Origin of the sequence: Alteromonas sp. 1_MG-2023 (assembly GCF_030547075.1) — a bacterium.
Lineage (GTDB): Bacteria > Pseudomonadota > Gammaproteobacteria > Enterobacterales > Alteromonadaceae > Alteromonas.
The window spans coordinates 87,216-112,318 of record NZ_JAUOQH010000007.1 but is presented as its reverse complement, the minus strand read 5'-3'; the positions used below and the strand labels follow the sequence as shown (position 1 = coordinate 112,318).

Annotated in this window: 22 protein-coding genes and 1 tRNA gene; 8 read left to right on the top strand and 15 right to left on the bottom strand. The window is 43.3% G+C overall.

The window, feature by feature from the left end; genetic code table 11:
- The first annotated feature begins 45 nt into the window (after positions 1–45).
- Entirely contained in the window at positions 46–1,254 is a 1,209-nt protein-coding gene (locus Q4561_RS09585) for a Xaa-Pro peptidase family protein (RefSeq protein ID WP_303459617.1), read from the top strand.
- A 31-nt stretch (positions 1,255–1,285) separates the two neighbouring features.
- Here Q4561_RS09585 and Q4561_RS09580 read toward each other — a convergent pair whose 3' ends face one another.
- A complete protein-coding gene (locus tag Q4561_RS09580; RefSeq protein WP_303459614.1) occupies positions 1,286–1,642 on the bottom strand; it encodes a RidA family protein in 357 nt (118 codons plus the stop codon).
- A 44-nt stretch (positions 1,643–1,686) separates the two neighbouring features.
- Positions 1,687–2,778, bottom strand: coding sequence for an ADP-ribosylglycohydrolase family protein (locus tag Q4561_RS09575; protein WP_303459612.1), 1,092 nt, complete (start codon positions 2,776–2,778; stop codon positions 1,687–1,689).
- Positions 2,779–3,084: 306 nt separating this feature from the next.
- Between Q4561_RS09575 and Q4561_RS09570 the strand changes: the two genes are divergently transcribed.
- From Q4561_RS09570 to Q4561_RS09560, 3 genes are all read left to right on the top strand, one after another.
- Positions 3,085–4,128 (top strand): CDP-glycerol glycerophosphotransferase family protein, encoded by a 1,044-nt coding sequence (locus tag Q4561_RS09570; protein WP_303459609.1) that lies wholly within the window; start codon positions 3,085–3,087, stop codon positions 4,126–4,128.
- Positions 4,129–4,409: 281 nt separating this feature from the next.
- Entirely contained in the window at positions 4,410–5,528 is a 1,119-nt protein-coding gene (locus Q4561_RS09565) for an adenosylhomocysteinase (protein WP_303459607.1), read from the top strand.
- A gap of 491 nt (positions 5,529–6,019) precedes the next feature.
- Positions 6,020–7,273 (top strand): GGDEF domain-containing protein, encoded by a 1,254-nt coding sequence (locus Q4561_RS09560; RefSeq protein WP_303459605.1) that lies wholly within the window; start codon positions 6,020–6,022, stop codon positions 7,271–7,273.
- A gap of 17 nt (positions 7,274–7,290) precedes the next feature.
- Here Q4561_RS09560 and Q4561_RS09555 read toward each other — a convergent pair whose 3' ends face one another.
- A complete protein-coding gene (locus Q4561_RS09555; protein WP_303459603.1) occupies positions 7,291–7,548 on the bottom strand; it encodes a hypothetical protein in 258 nt (85 codons plus the stop codon).
- Between the two features lie 297 nt (positions 7,549–7,845).
- Here Q4561_RS09555 and Q4561_RS09550 point away from each other — a divergent pair, with 297 nt between their 5' ends.
- On the top strand, positions 7,846–10,989 hold the full coding sequence (locus Q4561_RS09550) for a glycosyl hydrolase (protein WP_303459602.1): 3,144 nt from the start codon (positions 7,846–7,848) through the stop codon (positions 10,987–10,989).
- A gap of 235 nt (positions 10,990–11,224) precedes the next feature.
- On the opposite strand, the gene Q4561_RS09545 is transcribed toward Q4561_RS09550, so the two are convergent.
- Entirely contained in the window at positions 11,225–12,013 is a 789-nt protein-coding gene (locus Q4561_RS09545; protein WP_303459600.1) for a thioesterase domain-containing protein, read from the bottom strand.
- A gap of 379 nt (positions 12,014–12,392) precedes the next feature.
- On the opposite strand from Q4561_RS09545, the gene Q4561_RS09540 reads away from it, so the two are divergent.
- Both Q4561_RS09540 and Q4561_RS09535 read left to right on the top strand, forming a co-directional pair.
- The gene (locus tag Q4561_RS09540; RefSeq protein ID WP_303459598.1) at positions 12,393–12,821 is read left to right on the top strand and encodes a YeeE/YedE family protein; all 429 of its coding nucleotides are present in this window, start codon (positions 12,393–12,395) and stop codon (positions 12,819–12,821) included.
- 20 nt (positions 12,822–12,841) lie between these two features.
- Positions 12,842–13,264, top strand: coding sequence for a DUF6691 family protein (locus Q4561_RS09535; protein ID WP_303459597.1), 423 nt, complete (start codon positions 12,842–12,844; stop codon positions 13,262–13,264).
- A gap of 310 nt (positions 13,265–13,574) precedes the next feature.
- Here the strand turns inward: Q4561_RS09535 and Q4561_RS09530 are convergent, their stop codons facing one another.
- The 9 genes from Q4561_RS09530 to Q4561_RS09490 form a co-directional block, all read right to left on the bottom strand.
- Complete coding sequence (locus Q4561_RS09530) at positions 13,575–14,027, bottom strand: hypothetical protein (RefSeq protein ID WP_303459595.1); 453 nt, start codon at positions 14,025–14,027, stop codon at positions 13,575–13,577.
- An 8-nt stretch (positions 14,028–14,035) separates the two neighbouring features.
- Entirely contained in the window at positions 14,036–14,845 is an 810-nt protein-coding gene (locus tag Q4561_RS09525; protein WP_303459593.1) for a hypothetical protein, read from the bottom strand.
- 646 nt (positions 14,846–15,491) lie between these two features.
- A tRNA-Leu gene (locus Q4561_RS09520) sits at positions 15,492–15,578 on the bottom strand.
- Between the two features lie 122 nt (positions 15,579–15,700).
- Positions 15,701–16,831: a HupE/UreJ family protein gene (locus Q4561_RS09515; RefSeq protein WP_303459591.1), complete on the bottom strand. Its 1,131-nt coding sequence runs from the start codon at positions 16,829–16,831 to the stop codon at positions 15,701–15,703.
- Positions 16,832–16,840: 9 nt separating this feature from the next.
- Positions 16,841–17,980 carry a hypothetical protein gene (locus Q4561_RS09510; RefSeq protein ID WP_303459590.1) on the bottom strand — a complete coding sequence of 380 codons (1,140 nt, stop codon included), beginning with the start codon at positions 17,978–17,980 and terminating at the stop codon, positions 16,841–16,843.
- Between the two features lie 76 nt (positions 17,981–18,056).
- Positions 18,057–18,557 carry an Ig-like domain-containing protein gene (locus tag Q4561_RS09505; protein WP_303459588.1) on the bottom strand — a complete coding sequence of 167 codons (501 nt, stop codon included), beginning with the start codon at positions 18,555–18,557 and terminating at the stop codon, positions 18,057–18,059.
- A 12-nt stretch (positions 18,558–18,569) separates the two neighbouring features.
- The gene (locus tag Q4561_RS09500) at positions 18,570–20,150 is read right to left on the bottom strand and encodes a DUF4331 domain-containing protein (RefSeq protein WP_303459585.1); all 1,581 of its coding nucleotides are present in this window, start codon (positions 20,148–20,150) and stop codon (positions 18,570–18,572) included.
- 143 nt (positions 20,151–20,293) lie between these two features.
- On the bottom strand, positions 20,294–20,995 hold the full coding sequence (locus Q4561_RS09495; protein ID WP_303459584.1) for an anti-sigma factor: 702 nt from the start codon (positions 20,993–20,995) through the stop codon (positions 20,294–20,296).
- Positions 20,992–21,525: a sigma-70 family RNA polymerase sigma factor gene (locus Q4561_RS09490; protein WP_231519368.1), complete on the bottom strand. Its 534-nt coding sequence runs from the start codon at positions 21,523–21,525 to the stop codon at positions 20,992–20,994. Before Q4561_RS09490 ends, Q4561_RS09495 begins: the two co-directional genes overlap by 4 nt.
- 383 nt (positions 21,526–21,908) lie before the next feature.
- Between Q4561_RS09490 and Q4561_RS09485 the strand changes: the two genes are divergently transcribed.
- Positions 21,909–22,433, top strand: coding sequence for an RDD family protein (locus Q4561_RS09485; protein ID WP_303459792.1), 525 nt, complete (start codon positions 21,909–21,911; stop codon positions 22,431–22,433).
- 263 nt (positions 22,434–22,696) lie between these two features.
- Here the strand turns inward: Q4561_RS09485 and lptG are convergent, their stop codons facing one another.
- Positions 22,697–23,758 (bottom strand): LPS export ABC transporter permease LptG, encoded by a 1,062-nt coding sequence (lptG, locus tag Q4561_RS09480; protein ID WP_303459582.1) that lies wholly within the window; start codon positions 23,756–23,758, stop codon positions 22,697–22,699.
- Positions 23,759–24,859 (bottom strand): LPS export ABC transporter permease LptF, encoded by a 1,101-nt coding sequence (gene lptF, locus Q4561_RS09475; protein WP_303459580.1) that lies wholly within the window; start codon positions 24,857–24,859, stop codon positions 23,759–23,761.
- Positions 24,860–25,103 lie beyond the last annotated feature (244 nt).

Sequence of the window (25,103 nt, the reverse complement as noted above, 5' to 3'; positions counted from 1 at the left end):
ACAGTGCTCTTGCTTTATCCACGCACAAAATTAAAAGGGCAGGCTATGACGACATGTATCGGCGGAAAAACAAAAGAAGAGGCTCTGCATAGTCTTTCAAATATGACTAGCGACATAACACCTATTCAAAAAAGTGAATTTTTATCTCGTATAGATAAAGCACAGCAGTATATGAAGCAAAATGGTATAGGTGCGCTATATCTTAATGCGGGTACTAACTTATCTTACTTTACGGGTATGCAATGGTATGCCAGCGAACGTCTGGTGGGAGCGATACTTCCTGCTTCTGGCGATATTGTCTACGTAGCGCCATTCTTTGAAATAGACTCCCTTGAGGAACGTAAACTCATCGAGGGTGACATTATTGGTTGGCAAGAGCATGAAAGCCCTTATGCATTGGTTGCTCGATTACTGGGAACTATTGATACCACTGGTGGTAACAATATTGCTGTAGATGAATCGACCCAGTTCTTCGTTGTTGATGGGTTCAATAAAGCGCTGCCTGAAGACGCTAACATTATCAATGGTGCAGAGGTAACTGCACACTGCCGAATGCATAAATCGGTTAATGAACTTGCGCTTATTCAACGTGCTATGGACATGACCCTTGCGGTACATAAAGCCACAGCGAGTATGCTGTATACGGGGATAACGACAACGGAAGTAGAAGCCTTTATCGAGGATGCTCACAAAAAAGTAGGTGCCCCCGGAAACTACTTTTGTATTGTACTATTTGGCAAAGCAACGTCGTTTCCGCATGGGGTAAAAGATCCGCAAGTATTGAAAGACAACGACTTGGTGCTTATTGATACCGGCTGTAAAGTGCATGGGTATCTATCGGATATTACGCGAACCTATTGCTTTGGTACGCCAACGGCTAAGCAAAAAGCAATGTGGGAAAGTGAAAAGCGCGCACAGTTCGCTGCATTCAATGCAGTGAAACCTGGCGTACCCTGTGGCGATGTTGATAAAGCCGCGCGAGACAGCCTAGAATTCGATAACTTAGGCCCAGATTACAATCTTCCAGGTTTGCCCCATAGAACAGGGCATGGCATTGGTATGGATATTCATGAGTGGCCATATCTAGTAAAGGATAATCCCCATCCTCTGGCACCCGGAATGTGCTTTAGCAATGAACCCATGATAGTAGTGCCCAACGAGTTTGGCATTCGCTTGGAAGATCATTTCTACGTATCTGAAACTGGCGCAGTGTGGTTCACCGAGCCAAGTAAAGCCATAGATGAGCCTTTTTAAGAGGCTCTCGAGGGAAGTTTTAAAGCGCGAGTTATGAGCATTTCTCAGCCGCGACAACGGTTATTTCAACTAACAATGCTTCACGAGCCATGTCAGCGGTAACGCAAGCGCGAGCAGGGGCATGACCTTCTGGCACCCAGTTGTCCCAAACCGCGTTCATCTCGGCAAAATATTCCATGCTTTTGATATAAATAGTGGCAGATAAAATATGTTCTTTGTCGCTACCTGCCTGAGCTAGCAAGGTATCTACTTTATCTAGCATCGTTTGAGTTTGTTCGGTAATGCCTTGGGTAGCATCGGCGCAAACCTGGCCGCATAAATAGATAGTGCCGTTGTGTTTTACTATGCGGCTCATACGCTGTTTTGTTTCTATTCGCTCTATCGTCATTGCTGGGGTATCCGTGCTTTTAATCTAAAAATTCTAAAGGTTTATTATTCATTTTTACACGCTTGCTGAATTTCATACTCTATATTTTCTGCATCAGCAAGTTGTTCAAACATATCGCGAATTGGCTCGCCTTCAATTAAACCCATGATTGTACCCAATACAAAACCGCGGTGCACGTTATCACCCCCTACATTAGTGTTGGCAGTGAGTGCTTTTTTACCATCTTCTACATAGCGGTAGGCAAAATACAACACACTGGGCCATGCATCAGAAATGTAGCACGCAGGAGAGTATTGATGGCCCACTATTTCGATATCACTTTTATTCTTGGCGACTAGCTTTATTAAAGAAAGGTGACTCCCTCGTAGGGCAATATTTTCAAGTATAGCGAGGGGAGATTCATCACTGCGATAGAGCAATCGATACAGCAGTTCGACATAATCATCACAAACCGCACCAAGGTCTTCACTGGGGTGAGTCAAATACAAGTGATTTCTGCAGAGACGTTGAATGTCATTCAGTGCATTACCTTTAAGGGCACAGCTAAGTGCCACAGGACCAATGGTGACAAGACCGCCTATAGATGCGGTATCGTGAGTAACTGCGCCGCAATCGTTGGCAGGTTTTCCGGCAGCTAGGTTAGCAAAAAAGCCTCGATGGTAAGATTCAGCATAAGTATCGGGGTGAGCCGGTTCATCGGAACATAGCAGTTTTATATACCCATCTAAAAAAGCATCTTGTTGATAAATACCGGCTGAAGCCCGCAGTGCTACTCTAGCGCAATGGGCGTTTAAGGTATTTTCTCCCGCTTCCATACCTTGATGGTAATGTTGGTTTGCGCCAGTCCAATATTGGCGCTTACCTTTTAAAATAACGTCGCCGACAATGTTTATAGCTGCTTGGTTTGATGATGGCTTAGATGCTTTAGCGCGACCCCCCTCGCTGGTAGAATGCAAAGACATAATTGAAGATGGGTGAAAAGAAGGCGCACTCTCGAATTGCTGCACACCGCCAGGAAAGTCTCTTAAAATATCTGCAGGTTTATAATACCAATGCACCGGCATTGCCAATGCGTCTGCAATAAATCCATTTTTCAGCGCCGCAACTACCCGTGAGTTATATAATTCAGATGACACTTTCTTCCCCTTAATGTTTATTGCATATAGCTGGTGGCTTATTGTCGACTTATTGCCGAATAGCTTGTTAAACCAAACGACTATTCAAACCAACGTTTCAGCGCTGTATACGTATCTTGTATGGAGATTGATCGCAGACGAAGTGTTAAAAGGAATTAATAGAAATACGTACAAAATGCATTAGCAAAAGACACTCTTAAAGCACTAAATTTGTCTATCATTTGTTCGCAGTTTGCTAAAAAGCTGTTGTCTCATTACTATTCTTTTTTTGGTTTGGGTTTTAGTTTGAAATTAAAGGGTAAGAACATGCATGCATCGCCATCAAGTACCATGGGGAAACCTTTAAAGTTTCTCTTATATGTAGAGCAAAATTACTCCTTCGATATACTTCGCCCTATACAAAATGAAGCGATTAGACACGGCCACCAAGTTAAATGGATAGTGGTGGGTAAGGATGCTTCAGCGCATTTTTTGCATTCTGAAGAACAAAAACTAACCACTATTGAGCAGGCGGTAGCGTATGAGCCTGATGCGGTATTTGCCCCTGGTGATAGAGTGCCCAATTTCATTTCGGGCATAAAAGTACAAGTGTTCCACGGCCTCAACCAAAGCAAGCGGGGAAATATTTATCCTGAACGAGGTATGTTTGACCTGTATTGTACAGAAGGGCCAGGACGGACAGGTACATTAACCAGCAGCAATAAAGGCAATTATAAAGTAGTTGAAACAGGCTGGGTGAAATTAGATTCTTTGTTTCAGTACCAGCCAAAAGAGCATTTCGATAAACCGCAGATACTATTTGGCTCTACGTTTTCAACTGCGCTGTCCTGCGCGGAACTTGTCTATGAACAAGTTAAACGGTTAAGCCAAACTGGTAAGTGGCAATGGTTAGTCACACTACATCCGAAAATGGCAGCTTCCACCGTTCAAAAATACAAAGCATTGGAAAGTGAAAACTTACAATTTTTTGAAAACAATCAAGTTATTGAAGCGTTGCACAGAGCTGACGTTATGGTTTGTGATAATTCCTCTGTATTCCAAGAGTTCCTATTGTTAAACAAGCCAGTTGTTACCGTGAACAACAGCACACCGTTAGATTGCTTTATTAATATAACCGAAAGTGACGCACTAGAAGGCGCAATAACTAAAGCTCTGTCACCGTCACAAGAACTTCTAGACAGCATTCAGCAATACGGGCCTTCAATAACTCCTTACCTAGATGGAAAGTCTTCTTATCGAGTAGTGAAAGCGGTTGAAGAAATGGTTAGTAGTAATTGGACTAATAAAAAGCCTATAAACCTACTAAGAAACTTTAAAATTAGAAAGAAATTAAACTATTGGAAGTTTTGAAGATGATAGCGAGCTTCTGAGTAAAAACTCTTAATACAAAATTCAATGCGCTGGAATTACGGCGCCTAGCTTATACCTCTGAGTCAGCACCTCTGAGCTAGCACTGCAGAACGAATTCCGCTAACCCAAAGTGCAGAATCTGGCGCAGTCTAGCGATATAAAAACTATTTCTATGTATATCAAGGTTTTGCCTTAACAGGGTAAAGCTAGATTGTTAGTTGTAGGATAAAGATATTGTGGCGTACTATAGTGCTTTGTTTTTTCTGAGAATAAGACTTTTTATGTATCAAGATTTTCAAGCTGAGCTTTCTTGGGCCAGCTTACATATGCCGCGCACTCGTGAAGCTATTTCTTCTCTTCCTAGCTTAGACGGCATTAAGCTAGCCTGTAATATGCACCTAGATTTGAAAATGGCTCCTTTGGTTGAAGGGTTATTATCTCGCGGGTGTGAGGTTTTTCTAACAACCTGTAACCCCACTACAGTTCAAGATGACGTAGTGAAGTATTTGGTAGATAAAGGGGCAACGGCACACGCGTGGCGAGACATGAGCAACGCTGATTGGTCAGAATCTTTCGACAAAGCATTAGAATGGCAACCCACTCATTTATGTGAAATGGGGGCTGATTTAACCACGCGCTTACATGAAAAAGTGCAAGCAGGCTTGAAGGTGCCGAATATTGTGGCTGGCTTAGAAGCCACAGGTTCAGGTATTACGCGATTGAACGGTATGCAGCCTGAATATCCTATTTTTAACTGGGACGATTTACCTGTTAAAGAAGGCTTACACAATCGTCATATGGTGGGTTTAAGCGCTTGGCAAACCTTTTTCCAAACCACCCATCTTACCTTGCATGAAAAAGTTGTGGTGGTAATAGGTTATGGTTTAGTGGGGCAGGGGGTTGCGGCATCAGCAAAGGCTTTTGGAGCACAAGTGCAAGTAGCTGAGCTTGACCCTGCTCGGGCGCTACAAGCTAAATACGATGGCTGGCCTGTGGTTGATTTGGCCAGCGCAGTAAAAGATGTCGATGTTATTGCTACTGCCACAGGCGGTTACGGTGTAGTAAGTGCAAAACATTTGGATGCGATGAAAGAAGGCACCTTTATATTAAACGTTGGGCATGTAGCACAAGAAATCGATGTGCCATACCTTAAAGCAAATGCCAATCACAGTGAACCCATGCCTTACGTGAATGCTTATAACCTAAATGGCAAAACCCTATTCTTACTGGCTGATGGCTCTATGTTTAACCTTACTGCAGGCTATGGTGATAGCTTGAATGCTTTCGACGTTACCTTGGCGGTAATGGCAGCCGGTATTGGGCATATTGTAGGTGAAGGCAGTACCCATAAAAATGGGCTTTATCTTTTACCCGAATCCGCATGGAAGGCGGCGCTGTAACGAGCGCTAGCATATTCCAAGAAAACTAACTTTTGCATTGCCCCCAGTTATTGGATATTCCAATAACTGGGGGCACACTCGTTTTAGCCATTCTTTCGCAAGAGCTTTTGTTGCGTTGGTGTTGTGTCATCTGCGCGCCATCGACGCGTGGGTTCTCTAAATAACGCTTGGCTTTTCGAATGGCAGCCTGGCTGGCCAAATGATGAATTTAGCGTGAAGTATCAACAACGGGTAGCCAAGTATCATCACTGCTAAATACTTATCAAATCGACATAAATGCACTATATAAAGGGTACGGGGTTGCGTTAACATACCTATTACATGAGTGGTGAGCTGTTAAGCGCACTTTGCTGAACAGGTGGTATGGATTTCACCGGCCCAAAGGTACAAAATAAAAGGAGTAGGGGAGATGATTGCATAGTATGGTTCACGTATTTTCATTACCCTTATTTATTACTGCTAGTATTTGCTTCCTGTTAAGCTTTTTCTTCATGCTTTTATACTATCGCTTAACGTCCCGCCATGAAGAGCAAGTTAAGTATTACCTGATATTTGCCCTAGCGGCTTTAACAAGTGGCGTCTTTTTTGGCGCATTTGGGGTGCTCGTCAATTCAAGCGATAACCTTTTCTATTTGAGCATATCCAACCGAGTAACCGTTATTACGGCCATGTTCACCATTGTATTAAGCCTGCATTTCTACATTGCTTTTTTCCAGTACAAAGCGCCCATCTTTTTGCAGTACTGTTATGTTATCTGCGGTGCTTTTTCCCTGTTAGCCATTGTACCTAACCAATACTTTCTTAACCATGCTTTCTACTCAACCTCCAAGTACTATACAGGCTTAGAATATGGGCCCGTATTCCAGCTGTGGGGAGTATGGATATTGGTACTCGCCGCCTATTGTATTTTCATACTCGTGAGAGTGTTTAATCGCCAGCGTGTCAGGCAAGAGAACAGCAATACGAACACAGTGTTATTGCTATTGGTGGCAAATGTGGTGTGGGTGATTACCGGACTTTGCGATACCTTCACGGGAATTCAGGTTGTTGATTTACCGCCACTAAGTTGGGTAGGTTCATTTTTGGTTACCTCATGTATAGCGTGGGTTCTGGTTTTACATATAGATGACCTCTATGAGGAAAGACGCTTACTGAGCAACCGACTCATGTACGACTATTTAACCCAAGCGTTTTCCCGTAGTTACTTAGAGATACGATTGACCGAAGCGGTGAACTTAATGCTACGTGGTGAGCTAAATTGGTTATCAGTATGCGTGTTTGACATAGATGATTTTAAAAAAGTTAACGATCAATATGGTCATGCTAATGGTGATGAGTTGCTGACAAAAATAACTACCATTACAAAAGAAAATATTCGTCAGTCTGATTGTATCGCGCGGTTGGGAGGGGATGAGTTTGTAATACTGTTTGCCAACAAACAAGATGAAAATTATGCGCCTACTGCTGTCGAACGAATTCGCAAAGGCATATCAAATACAGATTTCGGTAAAGCAGGTTGTTCGTTTAATACTTCCTGTTCGTTTGGCATAGTCAGTGTTACCTCAGAGCAATTAGCTTTAAGCAATGAGAATAGAGTGAAGAGCGCGCCGAATGCGCAGAGTACACAGAGTGCGATAAAGGTACAGGAGCTGGCGAACCAAATGCTATCGAGTGCAGATGACGCATTATATAGTGCCAAGAACAAAGGGAAGAATGCGGTCAGCATTGGTACCTTCAGTGGCTAGCATTGGCCTTGCTGCAACTAATCGAGATCATCCTTTTCTATATCATCTTCACCTTTTTCTTCTTTACCAGTTTTTTCTTGCTTAGATTCGACCACCATTTCGATAGTATGCTGTACTTTAGGATCGGGTAAAATCATCTGCATCAACATACCAAATACTATTGCAGCCCCTTTTTGTTTTCTGGCCCATAGGTACATAAGAGCAAAGAAGCCTACAATAAAAGTGAAACCTACAAACACGCTAAGTGCAAACAAGGTATCGCTAAAAAAATCCATATTGCACTGCTTTTTCTATTTGCACTTCCTCTCCCATGGATAGATGCGACAAGACGCTTTAGTTGTCGAACCAATTTAAATTCCTTCACTATGCTTCAATGGTAACGTTTAAAAAAATAGCAAGCGGGCGAACGCATTAAGGCAATATAAATCATCGCTTTATCCACTATTATAGGAAGTGATATAAATTATTAATGAATTAGATATTTAAGCCTTTACCGTATGGCTAAATACGTTGCACTATATAAATCGCAAGCACCTATCCTTCATAAACAATTAAATATAAAAAGGCTTTCAATGATGACATTACGGCGAACACTAGCTGCCTTAGTAGTATCTATTAACACGCTGGTTAGTCTCTCTTTCCCGGCATTTGCGTTAGAAGATACCGTTAACCCTAAGCTTTTCGATAAAATGGAATATCGTAATATAGGCCCCTTTCGGGGGGGACGCTCTGTTGCCGTTTCGGGCGTTGAAGGTAACACTAACCTTTATTACATGGGCGCTGCAGGTGGCGGCGTGTGGAAAACAGAAAACGCCGGTATGTCTTGGAAGCCGTTGTCCGACAAATACTTTGAAGTAGGTAGTATCGGTGCTATTGCCGTCGCACCATCAGATCACAATGTTATTTATGTGGGCACAGGGGAAGGGCCAATTCGAGGTGTAACGACCAGCCATGGTAAAGGTGTATATAAGTCTACCGATGCGGGTGAAACATGGGAGCTAGTTGGTTTAGAAAACCGTGGTCAAATTCCTAAAATTCGCATTCACCCCACCAATCCAGATATAGCGTGGGTGTCTGTTCAAGGTAATATTTGGGCGCCAAATGAAGCTCGCGGTGTGTTTAAAACGACCGATGGCGGTAAAAGCTGGAAACATGTGCTTAAAGTTAATGCCGACACGGGGGCGGCAGATTTAGCACTCGACCCGTCTAACCCAAGAGTGTTGTACGCCAGCATGTGGCACCACGGTAGAACGCCATGGTTCGTAAAATCAGGTGGCGACGGTGGCGGTATTTATAAGTCCACTGACGGTGGCGAAACTTGGGATAAACTAGAAAAGGGTTTGCCCAAGCTTATCGGAAAGGTGGGAATTGATATTTCTGCCTCTAACCCTAAGCGCGTTTATGCCATTATTGAAGCTGACAAAGGTGGCTTGTATCGCAGCGATGATGCTGGCGCTTCTTGGCAGCTAATGAATGGCGATAATATTCTTAAAGCCAGAGCCTGGTATTACAATCATATTAAGGTCGATCCTAACGACGAAAACACCCTGTACGTGATGAACGTACAGTTGCATAAATCTATTGATGGCGGCAAAACCTTCGAAATAAAATCATTGCCACACGGTGACACCCACGATATGTGGATTAACCCTGAAAACAGCCTGAATATGATTAATGCCAACGACGGTGGGGCAACCGTAACCTTTGATGGTGGTAAGTCTTGGTCTAGTATTTACAACCAACCTACTGCGCAGTTTTACCGTGTAGTGACCGATAACCTTGAACCCTACCATGTTTATGGCGGGCAGCAAGATAACACGACTATGGCTACGCCTTCTTCTACCTACGATGCAGGCATTGGAATAGCAGAGCAGTTCGCCGTAGGTGGCGGAGAAAGTGCCCATATCGCGTTTGATGCAGACAACCCTACGCTTATTTACGCCACCACTATCAATGGCACATTAACTGAGTTCAACAAAGAGACAGGTCTTACTCGTCCTATCATGCCTTACCCTGAATATGTGTTTGGGCGAAACGCACGAGATCAGAAATACCGTACCAACTGGAATGCACCGGTACTGGTGTCGCAACACGACCCCAAAACGGTGTACTACGGTACACAAATGATCTTAAAAACCACCGATAGAGGCGTAAATTGGCAAGAAATTAGCCCAGACTTAACGCGCAACGATACAGAAAAGCAGGGCTTAAACGGTGGACCTATCACCAATGAACAAGCAGGTGCCGAATATTATAATACCGTTTTCTATATTGCTGAATCGCCAGCGAACGCAGGTGAACTATGGGTAGGTGCAGATGATGGCAAATTACATTTAACCACAGATGAAGGCAAAAACTGGAAAGACATAACGCCTCATAAAAAAGAAGCTCAGGTTAATGCTATTGAGTTAAGCGTTCATGCTGAAGGTAAAGCCTATGTGGCCGTTACCGGCTATAAATTGAATGACTATAAGCCCTATATTTATAAAACGGAAAACTATGGCAAGCGCTGGAGTCGTATAGATAAAGGCCTGCCTGAAGATGCGTTTGTACGCGTGGTACGCGAAGATAAGCAACATGAAGGAATGCTGTTCGCGGGTACAGAAAGCGGTATGTTCGTTAGTTTCGATGATGGTGATAACTGGCAGAAGATGGCGCTTAATTTACCGCCTGTCGCAATTACCGATATGCAGGTAAAAGGTGATGACTTAGTGGTAGCAACCCAAGGGCGTGGCTTCTGGATTTTGGATGACATAAACCCGCTGCGTGAAGTCAGTGGTTCATTACATAATGAAGCGCTGTTTCAATTTAGCCCTGTTGATGGTGTGCGTTTGTTATCAGGCGGTAATATGAGCGGCCAACCGGAAGCGAAAAACCCCGCTCGTGGTGCCACCTTTCGTTACTACTTAAAAGATGAGCTTGAAGAGAGCGACAGCCTTCGCATCGATATTTTTGATTCGAAAAATCAACTTGTGCGCACGTTATCGTCAACCGCAGATGCGTTTGAAAAGTGTGCTAAGGGTAACGAAGATGCACGAAGCCCGTTGAAGTTTAAACACCCCTCTACAAAAGAAGGCTATAACCAGTTTGTGTGGGATTTACGTCGTTCACCTTTGCAATGTATTGATAATGTAAAGCTATTCGGTGGGTGGAAAGGCGCTAGGGTAATGCCTGGCGACTATAAAGCGACTATTACGGTGGGCGAGCACTCTCAAACCAGAGCATTTAAGGTGTTACCTGATCCACGGGAAGAAGCTAACGCTGCCCAATTACAGGTGGTAGAGCAAAGTATTCAGGCCAGTGAAGCTTTATTAAATGAGCTATTTGAACATCTGCAAAAAGCCCGGAACGTGCGTGCAACGCTAAATGGGGTTACTGAGTCGAATGTGATACTAGCCAGTGAAGTATCGGCATCAATTGACCGTATTGTCAGTGCTATTGATGATTGGGAAGCATTGGTTATTCAACCTAAGCACCAAACATTCGAAGATGATATTAACTGGCCTAACATGCTAGACAGGCAAGTGCGCTTTTTAATGGATAACTTCGATAGAACCGGCGCGCCAGCGCAGGCTGGGGCCGTGCAGCGTTTAGACGATTTAGAAGCCAGATGGCAAAAGTACAAACTGCAGTTAGAAGTTCTATTTAAAGAAAACGTTAAGCCAGTAAATGAAGCACTTGCTGAAAAGGGCGTTTACGATTTAGACAGTTTGTAGGCTGCTTGTAAGCCGGCTAAGTCCATAAAGTATGGCCCGCAAAATAGAGTGTGCAAAACAAGGCGCGTTAAATATGTGCTTTGTATGATGAAGGTGTTCGATAGCTTTATCGAGCGCCTTAAGCATTCTAGTTAACGCGTCCGTTTAACAATACGTTTAAATAAAAAAACCGACTTAGTGTCGGTTTTTTGTTTTGTAAGTTAATAAATTACTGAATTCTAAGTATGACCACGTATTAATGCTCATCAAATAGTGATTTATTTCTGATGTACTTTCGCATGTAGTGGTAGGTAATAGGCCGCAGTAGCCAACTACGTAACGATTTTAAAAAGCGCTCATGCGTAGGCGTGTTTTCATAAATTTGATCGTCATGCAGCCATAGCATTTTACCTACATGCCAAAAATAGAAAGGGAAGGGGGGCATAAACGTGACTACGTCTAAATCGCAACAAATACGATATGTTTTATGGTGTAAGAGATAACTTTTGTACCACGAACGACTGCCCACTGCAGGTTGACCAAAGGTTACGACACGCTTAACGGCTTTCGCATTTTTTCGCTCGAAATAATCGGCCATTAGTACCGCCACTGCGCCCCCTGAGGAATGCCCAATAAACGTAAAACGCTTACCTTTCTTTTGCAGAGGTTCTAGTACTTTAACCAGTAGCTCCCGTAACGGCAGTGCTTGGTCAATAGTTTTTGTACTTGAATACATAGGTTGATTTAACAATCGCTTAAAACCCCAATGCACATAGAATTTTTTATCTATTTGTTTAATTTTAGTAGGCAGAAATACCAAATTAGCTAACCAGTCTCTAACGCCTAGCGACCCTCTAAATACCACGATGGCTTCTTTTTTATTATCCACCCACAATATCCTCACGCTCATCCTGCCATATTTATCGACTAGGTGACGTTCGTAAAAGGGGTTGAGTATTTGACGATAATGCGCTTCGGCATCGGGGTAGGCAAGTTGGCAAAGAATGGCATATCGCTCGTATTGATAGCGTTTCAGTTTTTTCATATAAAACTATATCAACTCGCTTTACTCAGTTTTGTGAACGGGTCTAATTCACACACAATGACTCGAATTCTATAAAGCTAAAGTGTTTATGTTTCAGTGGTATTACGATGAGAATAATGGGGCGGAATAATCTGGCTAAATAGAGGCTAGAATAAAAAGCGAACTAGCGATGAAAGCGCATTATGATCAGACTACAAACCCGTAGTATGCTAGGGTCTTATGTTATTATATTCACTTTGCTGAATATAAAGATAACGCTGAGCTTGTTTCAGTCATCAAGCACTTAAGACTGGAACTGGGCTTCCACGTGTACGGTATCGCGCTGAGTGATTTACATTAGTGATAACGTATCCTCGCACAAAGAAATTTAGGAGAGATAATGGACAACTGGACGACTACCCCGTTTGAACCCTGGGCTGGTTTAGCGGGCGGCATTCTTATCGGAGCATCAGTAGTTTTACTATTACTGACGCTCGGTCGTATTGCAGGGATTTCGGGTATTTCTGCTGGTGCAATGACGAAACAAGGTTTCGAGCGACATTGGCGGCTAGCTTTTCTAGCCGGCATCATTCTGGCTGCAATCATGTACTTCGTATTTTGGGGCGGCTTTCCTGTTGAAACCCAAGTAGGCCCCGGTTGGTTGATAATAGCTGGCTTGATGGTTGGGTTTGGCTCCCGTTTAGGTAGCGGCTGTACTTCTGGTCATGGCGTAGCGGGGCTCTCTCGACTTTCAAAACGTTCAATAGTAGCCACACTTATTTTTATGAGTGCTGCAGTTGTTACTACCAATCTTATCAGACACCTTTAATTCAATTTAGGAACGAATACATGAAAGCACTTGTTACCTCGTTATTTTGTGGGCTTTTATTTGGCTTAGGTTTAATTATATCTGGAATGAGTAATCCGGCTCGCGTATTAAATTTCCTGGATTGGAGCGCGAACTGGGATGCCACGCTGGCGTTTGTAATGGGCGGCGCTATTGCAATCGCAGCCCCTGGTATTTATTGGGTGCGCAAGCAAGGAAGCCCGTTGTTTGCAGACAAATTCGATATACCGACAAGTACCACCGTCGACAAAAAGCTGATATTTGGCGCTGCTATTTTCGGCATTGGCTGGGGAATAGGAGGTTTTTGTCCTGGGCCAGGCCTAGTGGCAGTAGCTACTCTCCAGTCAGACGTCATCATATTTGTGATTGCGATGCTTGCAGGAATGTTAATTCACCATTGGTTTCAATCAAAATCGTCTGATTAAAGCTGCTCTAGACAAAAGAATAAGGGGAGAAAAGTACCTTATCATCAAAATGCGAATCTCCACGCGATGGGCCTACCTTAGGGCACCACACCATCGCCTCGTAAACAACAAAATTTGATTCATGTAAATGATTCTGAGCAAATCCTGTACCTTACATCACTACATATGAAAAGAGCTTCATATGACGTCCAAGATATTACAAATTTGACGATTATCAATCATAATGACTAAAACGAATAGTAGTTATTAAAAAGTCTATGCGTTTTGAATATTACACTGGACCAAGACAGAAGTAGACCATCTTGGACTACTAATAAGCGTTTGAAATGTGCTTTTCGTGAAACTGAATGTAGTAGCTTAACGGGTAAACAGCTTCGTGCTCTATGAGCCATGGATGCACGGAATGTTCTCCATGAACCGCAATATGTGCTTCGAATTCTTTTTCTTCAGAAATTAGCCTTGCAGCAGCCTTGCCGATCGCAGTCCAGTTTAGATGTGTTCGAATCAACTCTTCTCCTAATGCATCCTCTAAACGGTGTGCTATGTCGAGTATTGGTGATTCTGCGTCAGCCTGTTTGGGTTCTTCTACAATTAGGTGATGATTTACATAGAGGTGAGATTCAACCTCGTGGGTTCGCCAGTTAGTTATATCGTACAGCGCAAGTTTGGGCGATAAACTAATTTGCGGGTAGAAGCTATCTAACGATGCTTTTATTTTATCTTGAAGTTTTTTTTGTGCTGCTGAAGTGAGTCTTGCCTTCATACTAAAGTTTACTCAATGTGCATGAATGAGGATTCCGACCAAGTCAAATTCCCTTGATCCTTAGTGATACGATAACCGCGAAATTTAAATTCGTCATCTTTTGCCAGCTGGCCGACAAATTCAAATTTAGCTTTGACTTCTTCCTTTATTTCGTCGCCTTTTTTTATCCGTTCCAGAGCGTCTGTTGTATATACGGTAGAAACTGTGGAGCCGGCGGGTAGCCATGCCTCAATTCGGTATACTTCAAGAATTGTATCTCCTAAACAACACAATGCAAAGGTGGGTTTATCTAAGGAAGCTTTATGTCTAGCTATTTTCCAATAGCCGCGCGTTGCATCATAAAGCTCAACAGCTGACATATTTGGTCGATAACTTTTCTTGATATGGATAAGCGTCAGGCGAACACCTCGTTGATCAGCAAATTCTTGAAGTTTTTTCCAATCAACTAATTTACTGCCAAAACGCATGTTTACTTCTGACCACGGCATACGTCCGTGCTCAACTTTATCACCTAGTTTTGCATTGGTTAGATTTTCTATACCAATAGCATCAATTACAGCAGCTTCAACGTTCAGGACTGCTTCATCCGCTAAATTATGACGGATTACGTGGATTATTTCGTCTTTGACGTAACCTTTCTCTATTAATCCAGCGATATAATACTCTTTATCACCTTTAGGCTCTTTAAAGTCAAAATGTTTAGTGGGACGGACGTTTAATTTTCCTTTAAAACCTTTGCCTGCTTTACCCACATAAAAGATCTTATCAAGTTCCGGATCTACTAGGGCGTATACATAATTACCTAGACTATCTAACACTTTTATCTCCAATAAGAACGTTAGTAAGGGGTTAGCAAGAGTTAATAGAGTAGATGTCAGGTGAAAATTTTCCAAGTAAATAACAGTTTTACTAGTATGAAATGTAATACCCATAAGTAGCTGATAGGTATGCTTTAGAAAAGTATTCTTTCATGAAATGGGTAACTAAGAGAAGAAAAAACCATTAACAACGATTAAGGTTACGTATTGATGAGACTAGGAAGTTGCAAAATAGTATTATTATGAACGGGGTAACTAGTAGTTTAAATGACAGCTATCAGTGTACTAATACGTCTAGTAAACTCACGCAATGTTTGTGACTTTATCAATCCAGATAAATAAGGGCACAGTAGATTTCCACCACGTAAAAAACCGACTTCGGTCGGTTTATTGTTATCTCTTCTCGTAGACTAAGAAGAGATGCCCCCAGTGGGCGGGCTTTAATTGGTCACCACGCGATGGGCCGACACGCTCGCGTGGTGATTTCTTAAATTTCAGGCACAAAAAAACCAACTATGAAGTTGGTTTAAATGTTTGGTACCAGTGGGCGGACTTCGGCTGGACCGACCTTCGGACGCCGCGCCTGCGTGGCGGCTTCTTGAATTTCAGGCACAAAAAAACCAACTAAAAAGTTGGCTTAAATGTTTGGTACCAGTGGGCGGACTTGAACCGCCACGCCATTGCTGGCAACGGATTTTGAATCCGTCATGTCTACCAATTCCATCACACTGGCTTGGATAGGTGTGCTATCGCTAAGTGGTGCATTATAGCGATGCGGCGCGCGCATACAACCCTTTTTTTAGCTTAAATGCTTGGTTGCTGAAAGAATGTTCAATTCGCGCTTTTAAACAGCACTTACCAGCGCTGAATCGTCCAGTTGATGGCGATGATAGCGATGACTGAAGATACCAGCGGCATTAAGGTCTTAGCATAAAACGTATAATGTCTAAGCCACAACAGCAAAGGAAGTAGCACGGCGACAATGGCTAACTGACCCACTTCCACCCCAATGTTAAATGCAGCCACACTAAGCACAAGGTTATTTGACTGGGCATTTAAATCGGCAAATACGCTGGCAAACCCCATTCCGTGTAATAAACCAAAGGCGAAGGTGATAATGCCTAGTCGCACAATCAGTGGGTAAATATTGTTAAGGGCGGTTAGCAGTACTGAAATAGCAATACCAAGCTCCACTAAGCGGCTATCTAACGCAATAAAATTAAGTGCGGTAGCGGTTAAGGTAATAGAGTGTGCAAGCGTAAATGCGCTGACTAAAATTACCGTATGCTTTAAAATTCGAGAAGCAGAAGGTTCTTTTTGCCACAACTTTTGCTCTCTGGTTAGGTTAACGGTAAGCAAGGTGGCCACTAAGAATAGGATGTGGTCGATACCAATAAATATGTGCCACACGCCTTCGTATACTAACGAAAGAAACAACGAGGTAAGAGACGTAGTGCTTGCATCGAAGGTTACGCTGCGGCTATCAGTATCAAGCACACTAGTGACCGAAGAGCTTTGTGAACTCACTGATGATTGAGCAGCGAGATTCACATTTACAAGCAGCTTATGGGTGGGGCTATGCTCAAAAATTCCATCGTAACGAATGCCAAGCGTACCGGCTGAGTCACAGGCAACTTGAATGGGTGACACTAGGTAAGACTCGGCAGAAACACTTCTAATATTTGGCATGCTAAGGCTAATCTCACAAGGAGAGTCGTCTACGCGAATACTGAGCACGTTTACAATATAGCTCTCTAATAGGGGCAAGTTTTGATGAATCTCGCCCCACGTTAGTGCGCCGTTACCATTAGTGTCTAACCCTGCCACTTGGCCAATATCATCGGGCTTCAATAATAATTCGCCACTGAAGGTATTTTCTTCACCCGCGTTTAACGTCAAATACCCGCTACTAAGTTCGTGGGCGTTAACAATGCTAGTGTTCACAATCAAAAATGATAATAAGAGAGTAACTACAAGTGCTTTCATATTTTTTCTTTAATTCAATGTAGATGATCTAGCAACAGCTTGCTCGGCCCTAGCTAGTAATCTAGCGTCACTTTGTGTTTGTGCCGCCTGCCAATTTAACGTGGCGAACTTAAGTGCTACTGCAGGTTTATAGTCAATATCTAAAAAGTAACTAGCCACTTGCGCTGCATGAGAAACATCTTCCCGCCAAGTTCGTAATGCCATTCTATCAGCTAATTGCTTTTGAATTTCAGTATCATGAAGACTTATTTGTCTTTCTGCTTTTACCCAGCGAAGCAGTAAGCCATCATCAATGCTATTGCCAGCATTATTACCGCTATCGTTGGAAGTCAGGCTAAAAGTACGCTTAGACGTAGGGTTTGAAGCTGACTGCATTGCCTTGAATCTATTGATGATACGTTGAGGTTGCGCGAGTTTTAGTTGCGCATCAGACCACAATAATAATGCACTTACTGGCAGCTTTTGAGCGTTTAATTTGTCTAGGTGCGAAATGGTCGCCTCTGGTTTGTCTAGGGTATAGGCCATGGCCGCCAAGGTTTCGTAGTACCACAACCTTTCGCTATCGCTTACTTCCTCTACATGGGCTTTTTCAGCAAATCCTTCAAGGCTTAGTAATTTCTCATAAGTGGCAGTACTGGTGTTGAGTGTGAATTCGGCATTCAACATACACGTAAAGGCCAATAAGTAGCTGGTTTTGCCAACTAATTGCTGGCAATAGGTTTTGGCTGCTGCCGGGTTGCCTTGTTGAATATTAATGTCAGCGAGTAGTAATAAAGCCGCTGCATTATTGGTTGTATCTATAGTATCTAAAATAGCGGCAGCTTGGCTAAATTGGTGAGTGCCTTGTAGCACCTTGGCTTCTAACACCATTAATTCTGTTAGTGCTGTTGCCGATAGGGTATCTTTTTTTTGCTTTTGATAATGAATAAAGTGGGTAACTTGCTGTCTTTCATTGCCGGTAGCGTTGGGATAGCGGCTTTCATTAAGCAGTTTTTTAGCTTGGGCTAAGGTCATCTCTGTTTCGGGTTCTGCACTCCAAGTCGCGATTACCGTATCGCTTGAGTATTCAGTGCTACTTGCGGAAAATGCTAAAACGTTTAGCAGAGTCAACGTGCTTAATGCTAAAAAACGAGTGACTAATTTTTTCATAACTTAACCTCCTATGGTTATTCATCGCTAATAAGCAAACGTAAGAAAAAAGCGCCTTCCCTGGCGCTACGGCTATTTACTGCTGAGGTAGTAAGTCATCAAAACTACTTTCTTCGGCATCCTGAGTGAATTCTCTTCCGTTAATAGGAAGGGGCTCGTCAGTAGCTTCTTGATTAAATGCATCTCGTGTATAGCTTGAAAACGAGACTTGTTGCGCATCTATAGTAATAGTCACCTCGCCCATATCAGCATCGGCTACGCCGTCAGATACACTGAAAACAAAAGAATCAGTTCCGGTAAACTGCGCATTCGGTGTATAAGTAAAATCACCGTCTGCTGTTACCGTTGTGGTTCCGTTTTCGCTGTCTGTGGCCAGCGTATAAGTTAACGCGTCACCATTAGCATCACTTGCACTTAGCATTTCGGTAAACGCTATATCAGCCTGAGTAGTAAACATGGCATCTTCCGCTACCGGTGCCACGTTTACTTTTGGCTTATCATCGTCATTATCAAAGCATCCAGTAAGCGCACTTACTGCGCCCACCAACACTATGCCTCTTAAAAGAGCGTTGTTCATAATCATCACTCCTTATTCAGAACCCGCAATAGGTGTTTTAAGGTAAGGGAATGACGCATCGGTCATACTGGCATCAACTGGCGCACCATCAGTGAATGGAACATTACCTACGCTTGCATCTTCTTCTGCGCAAAGGCCAAGGTTGGTTTCTTCACCATTCACTGGAATGGGATAACACAAACGACCCATCACAACGCGAAGGGCAATATCTACCACATCATCGCCAGGTCTTCTTCCATTCGGGAAACCAGCTAAATCGTCGCCTGCTACACCGAATGCAGATTGGTCGGCTGCAGGCGTTGCTGGAATGCCTGTATTTAAGCGAAGCATTTCAGAAGCCGTTACTGTGGCCTGTTGGTTAACACCAGGGAAACCTGTTAAGAATGCAGCAACTAAATCGTTTCTAGGGAAATTAGTGGGTGCTAAGGTTTCAATTGATGTGCCCAACGTTGTGTTTACTGCATCTTTAAACAAGATGTTTAGTAATTCTGGTAGTGCAGGGTGAGTAACATAATCAGCAAACTGGCCGTCGTCACTTGGGTGGGCACTAGAGAAGGTATCTTTATCGCCAATACCGATAACCAGTTCGTTAACTAATGGGCTGCCTAAGCGAGATACTTGGGTCATCGCGCCGCCATTAACTTCTGGCGATGCAAAGGTAGCATCAGGGTTTAAAATTCGGGCTTGCGGAAGGCTTGCTGTTGTCCAGCTTCCTACTACGCCGTTACCGTCACCCGTAACACACGTTGAAGGTACTTCTACAGATATCGACGTCACATTTTTATCTGACAAGTCATCGTTGTCATTACTTTGGGTGATACCGCCGGGGAAACCGCCTCCATCACCAGCGCCAGGGGCACTGTCGCCTTCAACGGGCACATAATTCACTAAGTCGAAGGTTTTACCTAGGTTTACCACAAACGGGTCTTTACGTTGGCCTACAAATACCTTTGCCATGTCATCACAGCCCGGTATCGAGAATGAATAAATAAAACTTTCGGCATAGCGGGCGTATTCTGCTTCGCTGGTGAAGGTTTTATTACCAATGTAATCAAGTGGTTTGGTAAACATATCACCTGCACTTGGCGTCAGCGTAGTACGCTCACCGCTTTGCATGTCGCCCGATACCATAGTTAAGCTATACATTTCTGAGAAGTTGGCTGCACTTTGATCGTCTGCGCTAACAGGGCCAATGTTCTTTAATGGCACTTTCACCATTTTTTCTTCGCCAGCTGCGCCAATAGGCAATGCAATACCTTCGTTTTCAGCGGCAAGCATAGATTGAAACTCAAAAACGAAACTAATGTCTTCAACTGCATCGCCATCGCTGTCGATATGAATAGTGTATTGCGCGTTTGGATCCATGGCGAAATAGTTAGGACCGCCGTAGGCATCTTGCAGTGGAATGTAATTTGCGATGAAAGTAACGTAGCCCTCACGTCCTTCTTCATAGCTATTAAAAGCATAAAAGTCGGTGCTGTCTAAAGCAGGGTGACGAGTAATGTTTGGTGCTTCTCGGTGGCTTGAAGCCACTGCGCCTGCGGCAATAAGTGCGCAAGATACAGCAACTACTGAACGTTTAATCGAAATCATATTATGTCTCTTAGTGAGTGAGTTCATAAAGCCAAACGATTCGGATGGGAAGTTGGATGCAAAATAATTTACTTTTATTTAAAATATTTTTTTCAGACACTAAAAAGCCGGCATGAAGCCGGCTTTCTAATGTTGATTGTTTATTAAACGGAAACCAACGGCGCAATATATATCACTTCAGTTGGCGCACCGGTTTTAGAACCTCCAGGAGCTTCTAAACTTACGGCAAGGGCAGCAATGCTGCCATTAAGCAATATGGCATTGGTGGCAAAGTGCTCGAAGCCCGACTCAGGTAATAGGCCTAGAGAAATAGGCGCTTCACCATTTTCAGGTACCATCCATAGTTCGTAGTCTTTATCGGTAATAGGGGCAAAAGCGCTGGTTACTTTTACATCCATGGTTGATTCAGAAATTTCTATTACCCACAAAGGTGCGTTATCTGCGTTATTAACAACAGCAATATGTGAAGTTTCTTCATCGGATACCGGCATCATCACTACAAGAAGTACCGCAAATATCATGGCAGCCGCGGTAGACAGTAAAGAGAGATAACGCCATCTAGCCTGCTTTGCTTGTTCAAATTCAAGTACGTTAGATGCTAGTTTTGTTGAATTGCCGTGATCAAGACGGCGTTGAATTTGCTCCCACACAGCATGAGGCGGTTTTACTGGGGTAATACCGTCAGAAAAGCCCACCAAGTACTCTTCCCACTTTGCAGTCGTTTCACCTACTATTTGATATTGCATCAATAACTTTTGATAGCGTTGGCGTGCTTTGCCCCGCAACGTTCCCACCACATATTCGGCTGCGAGTGCGTTCAACCGTTCTTCTTTCAAATAATTCATAATGACAAACACCTTTGTAAGCTTTGAAGGCCACGTCGGATCCAGCTTTTAATAGTGCCCAGAGGCGACGACAAATGGTTCACAACTTCTTGATGGGAAAGTCCGTTTACATAAGCTAGTTGTATTGCTTGACGCTGGGATTGGTCCAACTCGTCCAAACATTCCGCTAATTTATCTTGCTCGGTATTCATCCGAACGGTGTCAGAAGACTCATCTAATTGAGGGGCTTCGTTATCCAATTCAACTTCGTTTCGCACATTGTGATAGCGCATTAAATCTAATGCACGGTAGCGCGCTATGCTCACCATCCACGTTAGCACCGTACCTTTGCCACGTTGGTAACTGCCTGCGTTATGCCATATTTTTATAAACGCATCTTGAGTGGCTTCATCGGCCAATTCGGGCCGTTTTAATAGTTTTAGCACCACGGCGTAAAGTTGTGGACTGGTTAATTTATATAGCTCAGCAAAGGCGGCTTTATTGCCATTCGCTGTTTCACACAGTAGGGGAAACAAGGTTTCATGTTCCATAAAGTATCCTTCTTTACCGAGACATACATGGCATTTAGAAATTAAATAGCCTTTAGCGTCGGAACTCTGATCAGGGTATAGACACAAGAACTTTTCGATCGATTGTTTGTGTTTACATGTTATTAAACGTTTACCACCTGTAATTAGATGCAAAAAGTACAAATATTATTTGTCCGCTTCACCCTATAAGCGTTTTCTAATCGAGTACGGCTTAGCAATACACAATACTAAGTGTTAAAACTAGCTCTGTTTCACTATCGGTTATTTATGCCTTGTCGGCGTTGTGGCACACTAGCGCGGTATTGAACCGTATCGGAAGTATTTTGAACAAAAGTAATCACAAAGCGTCACGAGCTGCACGCAACGCTAAAAAAGCAAATAAGATTGAAAAACTCACCAAAAATGAAGCTGTCGAGTTAACTCCTGTCTCAGAGCGCGCAGGGTTTATTCGCCGTTTAGCCGCCATGATTTACGATACATTGGTTGCCGTAGCGGTGGGGATGTGTGCAGCCATGGTGGTAATAGTGACGCTTATTGTGTTGCTTTCAAATGATGTACTGGATTTGCAAGGCTATGAGCAACCCGCTGAATTAATTCAGGCATCTACGGGGTATAAGTTACTTATTCAGGTATGGGTTGGTTTGTGGGTGGTTGGTTTCTTTTTATGGTTTTGGAAGCGAGGTGGGCAAACCTTGGGTATGCGTGCATGGCGACTACGTATTTTCAGCACCATAGATGCGCCTATGACATGGCCACGATTACTCATTCGCTTAGTGGCGTCACTCGGGGGCTTAGGTACGCTGTTGGTACTGTTTGATTTTAAGCACAAACAATCACTGCAAGATAGATTGGCGCAAACCCAAGTGCTTAAATTGACGAAAGAAAGCAACGATCATAAAAGCTGGTAAGCGAAATCCAGTTTACAGATTTAAGAAAGGGAAGCAGTGCTTCCCTTTTTTTATGGCTTGTGTCTTTTGCCTGTAGTATTTTTCATATGCCTAGTATTTCGGGTTTGCCCCAAGAAACTAAAGACTATAGCGGTTCAGACATTAGCGCTTAGGCTATTCGAATTTTTATTTTTTTCAAACCAGAGCCTTAAGCCAAAACCTTAAGCCCAAATCTTAAACCAACTGCTTCAACCAAATACTTTGAACTAGCGGTTTAAACCGCACTACTTCCGCAGCATGATGGCGGCGATGGCCGCAAACAGTAAGCTGGGAAGCAAAGCGCCTAAAAACGGTGGAATTTGATATACCAAACTAAGCGGGCCAAATACTTCATTTAAGATAAAGAAGCCAAAGCCCGTTAATACGCCCATGATCACCCGGGCGCCCATGGTAACGCTTCGTAATGGCCCAAAGATAAACGACAAGGCCATTAATAGCATTACCCCTACCGACACAGGCTGCAATATTTTACGCCATAATGCCAATTCATAGCGAGATGGATCTTGTCCGTTATTAGCTAAATAGCCGACGTAATCTAGCAAACCAGAAATAGATAGCGCCTCTGGTTTTACCGCAACAATGCCCAACTTATCTGGGGTTAACGTCGAGTTCCATTGCATACTGTCTTCGTTATTCAACGTTACCGCTGTTTCACTAAAACGGGTAATGTCTACATCGCTTAAACGCCATTGACTGCCATCAAAATTTCCCGATTTGGCATAGGTAATACTTTCAAGCGAAAGGTCGTCGTTAAAATCGAAAATGTTGATATCTTTTAGTGAATCACTACTTAGCACTTCGCCGATACTGACGAAGTGCTCGCCATCTTTTGCCCAGACCAGTTGCTCGGAAGAAAACAGGCTTCCCCCTGAAATAGCCTCGGTGCGAATTTGTTTTGCTTTAGATTCACTGAACGGTGTTACCCATTCGCCCACCGCCATCACTAGTAAAATCATAATAGTGGCAGACTTCATGGTAGAGACAATAATGTTCCATCTACTCATGCCTGCTGCTTGCATAACAACAAGCTCACTGTTGCTGGCAAGTACACCCATACCAATTAATCCACCTAGCAGGGTTGCCATAGGGAAAAACTGTTCTAAATCTCTTGGTAAGCTAAGCACCACATAAAGGAACGCCACCATCATGTCGTAGTCGCCTTCACCCACTTTTCGTAGTTGCTCTACGAATTTAATAAGTGCGCTTAAGCCAATAAGTACCGATAAGGTAACGGTTACCGTGCCTAATAATGTGCGAGCAATATATAAATCGAGGATTTTAAACATCTATTTTTTCCCCAATATCCAGGCCCTAAATTGGGTGCCTGTTTTTCTGTCTCGCACAATGAGCGCAACCCCAATAAATAGCATGATGGTATGCACCCACCACAGCCCAAGTTGAGGCGGTATTTTGCCATCTTCGAGTACCCGTCTACTGGCTAATAGCAATAAAAAGTAACCAAGATAGAGCAGTATAGCGGGGAACATTTTTCCAAATCGGCCTTGGCGCGGATCTACAGCACTCAAGGGCACGGCAATTAGAATCAAGAAGGGCAGTGAAAGCGGAATGGCAATACGCCATTGTAACTCTGCACGGGCCTCTATCGATTCATCACCCCATAATTCAGTAGTAGGCAATACGCTTACTTTACGCCTTGCTTCCTCTGCTGGCTTATCCGCTATTTGAATTTGGTATTCATCGAATTCTACCTTTCGATAGCTTTTTTGCGACTGCTGACCTTCGTACTGCACCCCTTGTTTTAACACCAAGTTTCGGGTGCCGTCTGGGTTGCTGGCCACTTGCCCTGTTTGCGCGTATACCACCTGAACTTGGTTTTCACCGTTCTCAGAGTTATTTTGCGATAAAAACACGCGGCGTAATTGGTCTTCGGTATCAATGTCGTGAACAAAAATAACGGCTTTTGCATTACCGGTTTGTTGGAAACGACCAGGGATAATGGCAGAAAGGCCAGCCTCATTACGGGCTTTTTCCCTGAGTTGGTATTCGTTTTCAGCCGCCATAGGCGCAAAATAGAGGGTAATAGCCCCCGTTACTATCATAATGAGTACAGATAAGAACAACATCACCCGGGTGATGTACCACTCACTGATACCGCATGCGCGCATGACGGTCATTTCGCTGTCTACATACAGCCGCCCATGGGCAAGCATAATGCCTAAATAAGCACTGATAGGCAGCACGAGTGATGCGAGAATAGGGGCGTATAGCCCAAGAAAGCCAAGTACTAGCCCTGCTGGTATATCGCCGTCTGAGGCATCACCAAGCACGCGTACAAATCTAAGGGTGACAAATATCGCCATTAGAATGAAGAATATGGCTAACTGAGACTTAAGGGTTTCCTTAAGCAAATAGCGGAATATCAACATCTCAGTCCTACCGGAAACTTTGGAATTTTAGTGAAAGAAACCACAATTTTGAGTAAACTTACCGTTTTTACAAGTTTTGCCTGCAATCATAAAATTAATTGCATGGTGTGGCGAAGCAAATTTGACATAATTTACGTCAACATTGCGTCATTCGCAGCTAGCATGCAAGTATGGCTGCGTATTAAAACATAAAGCAGCGCGAAACGTTATGTGAATTTAGTCAGCATGCAAATCTTAAACGACG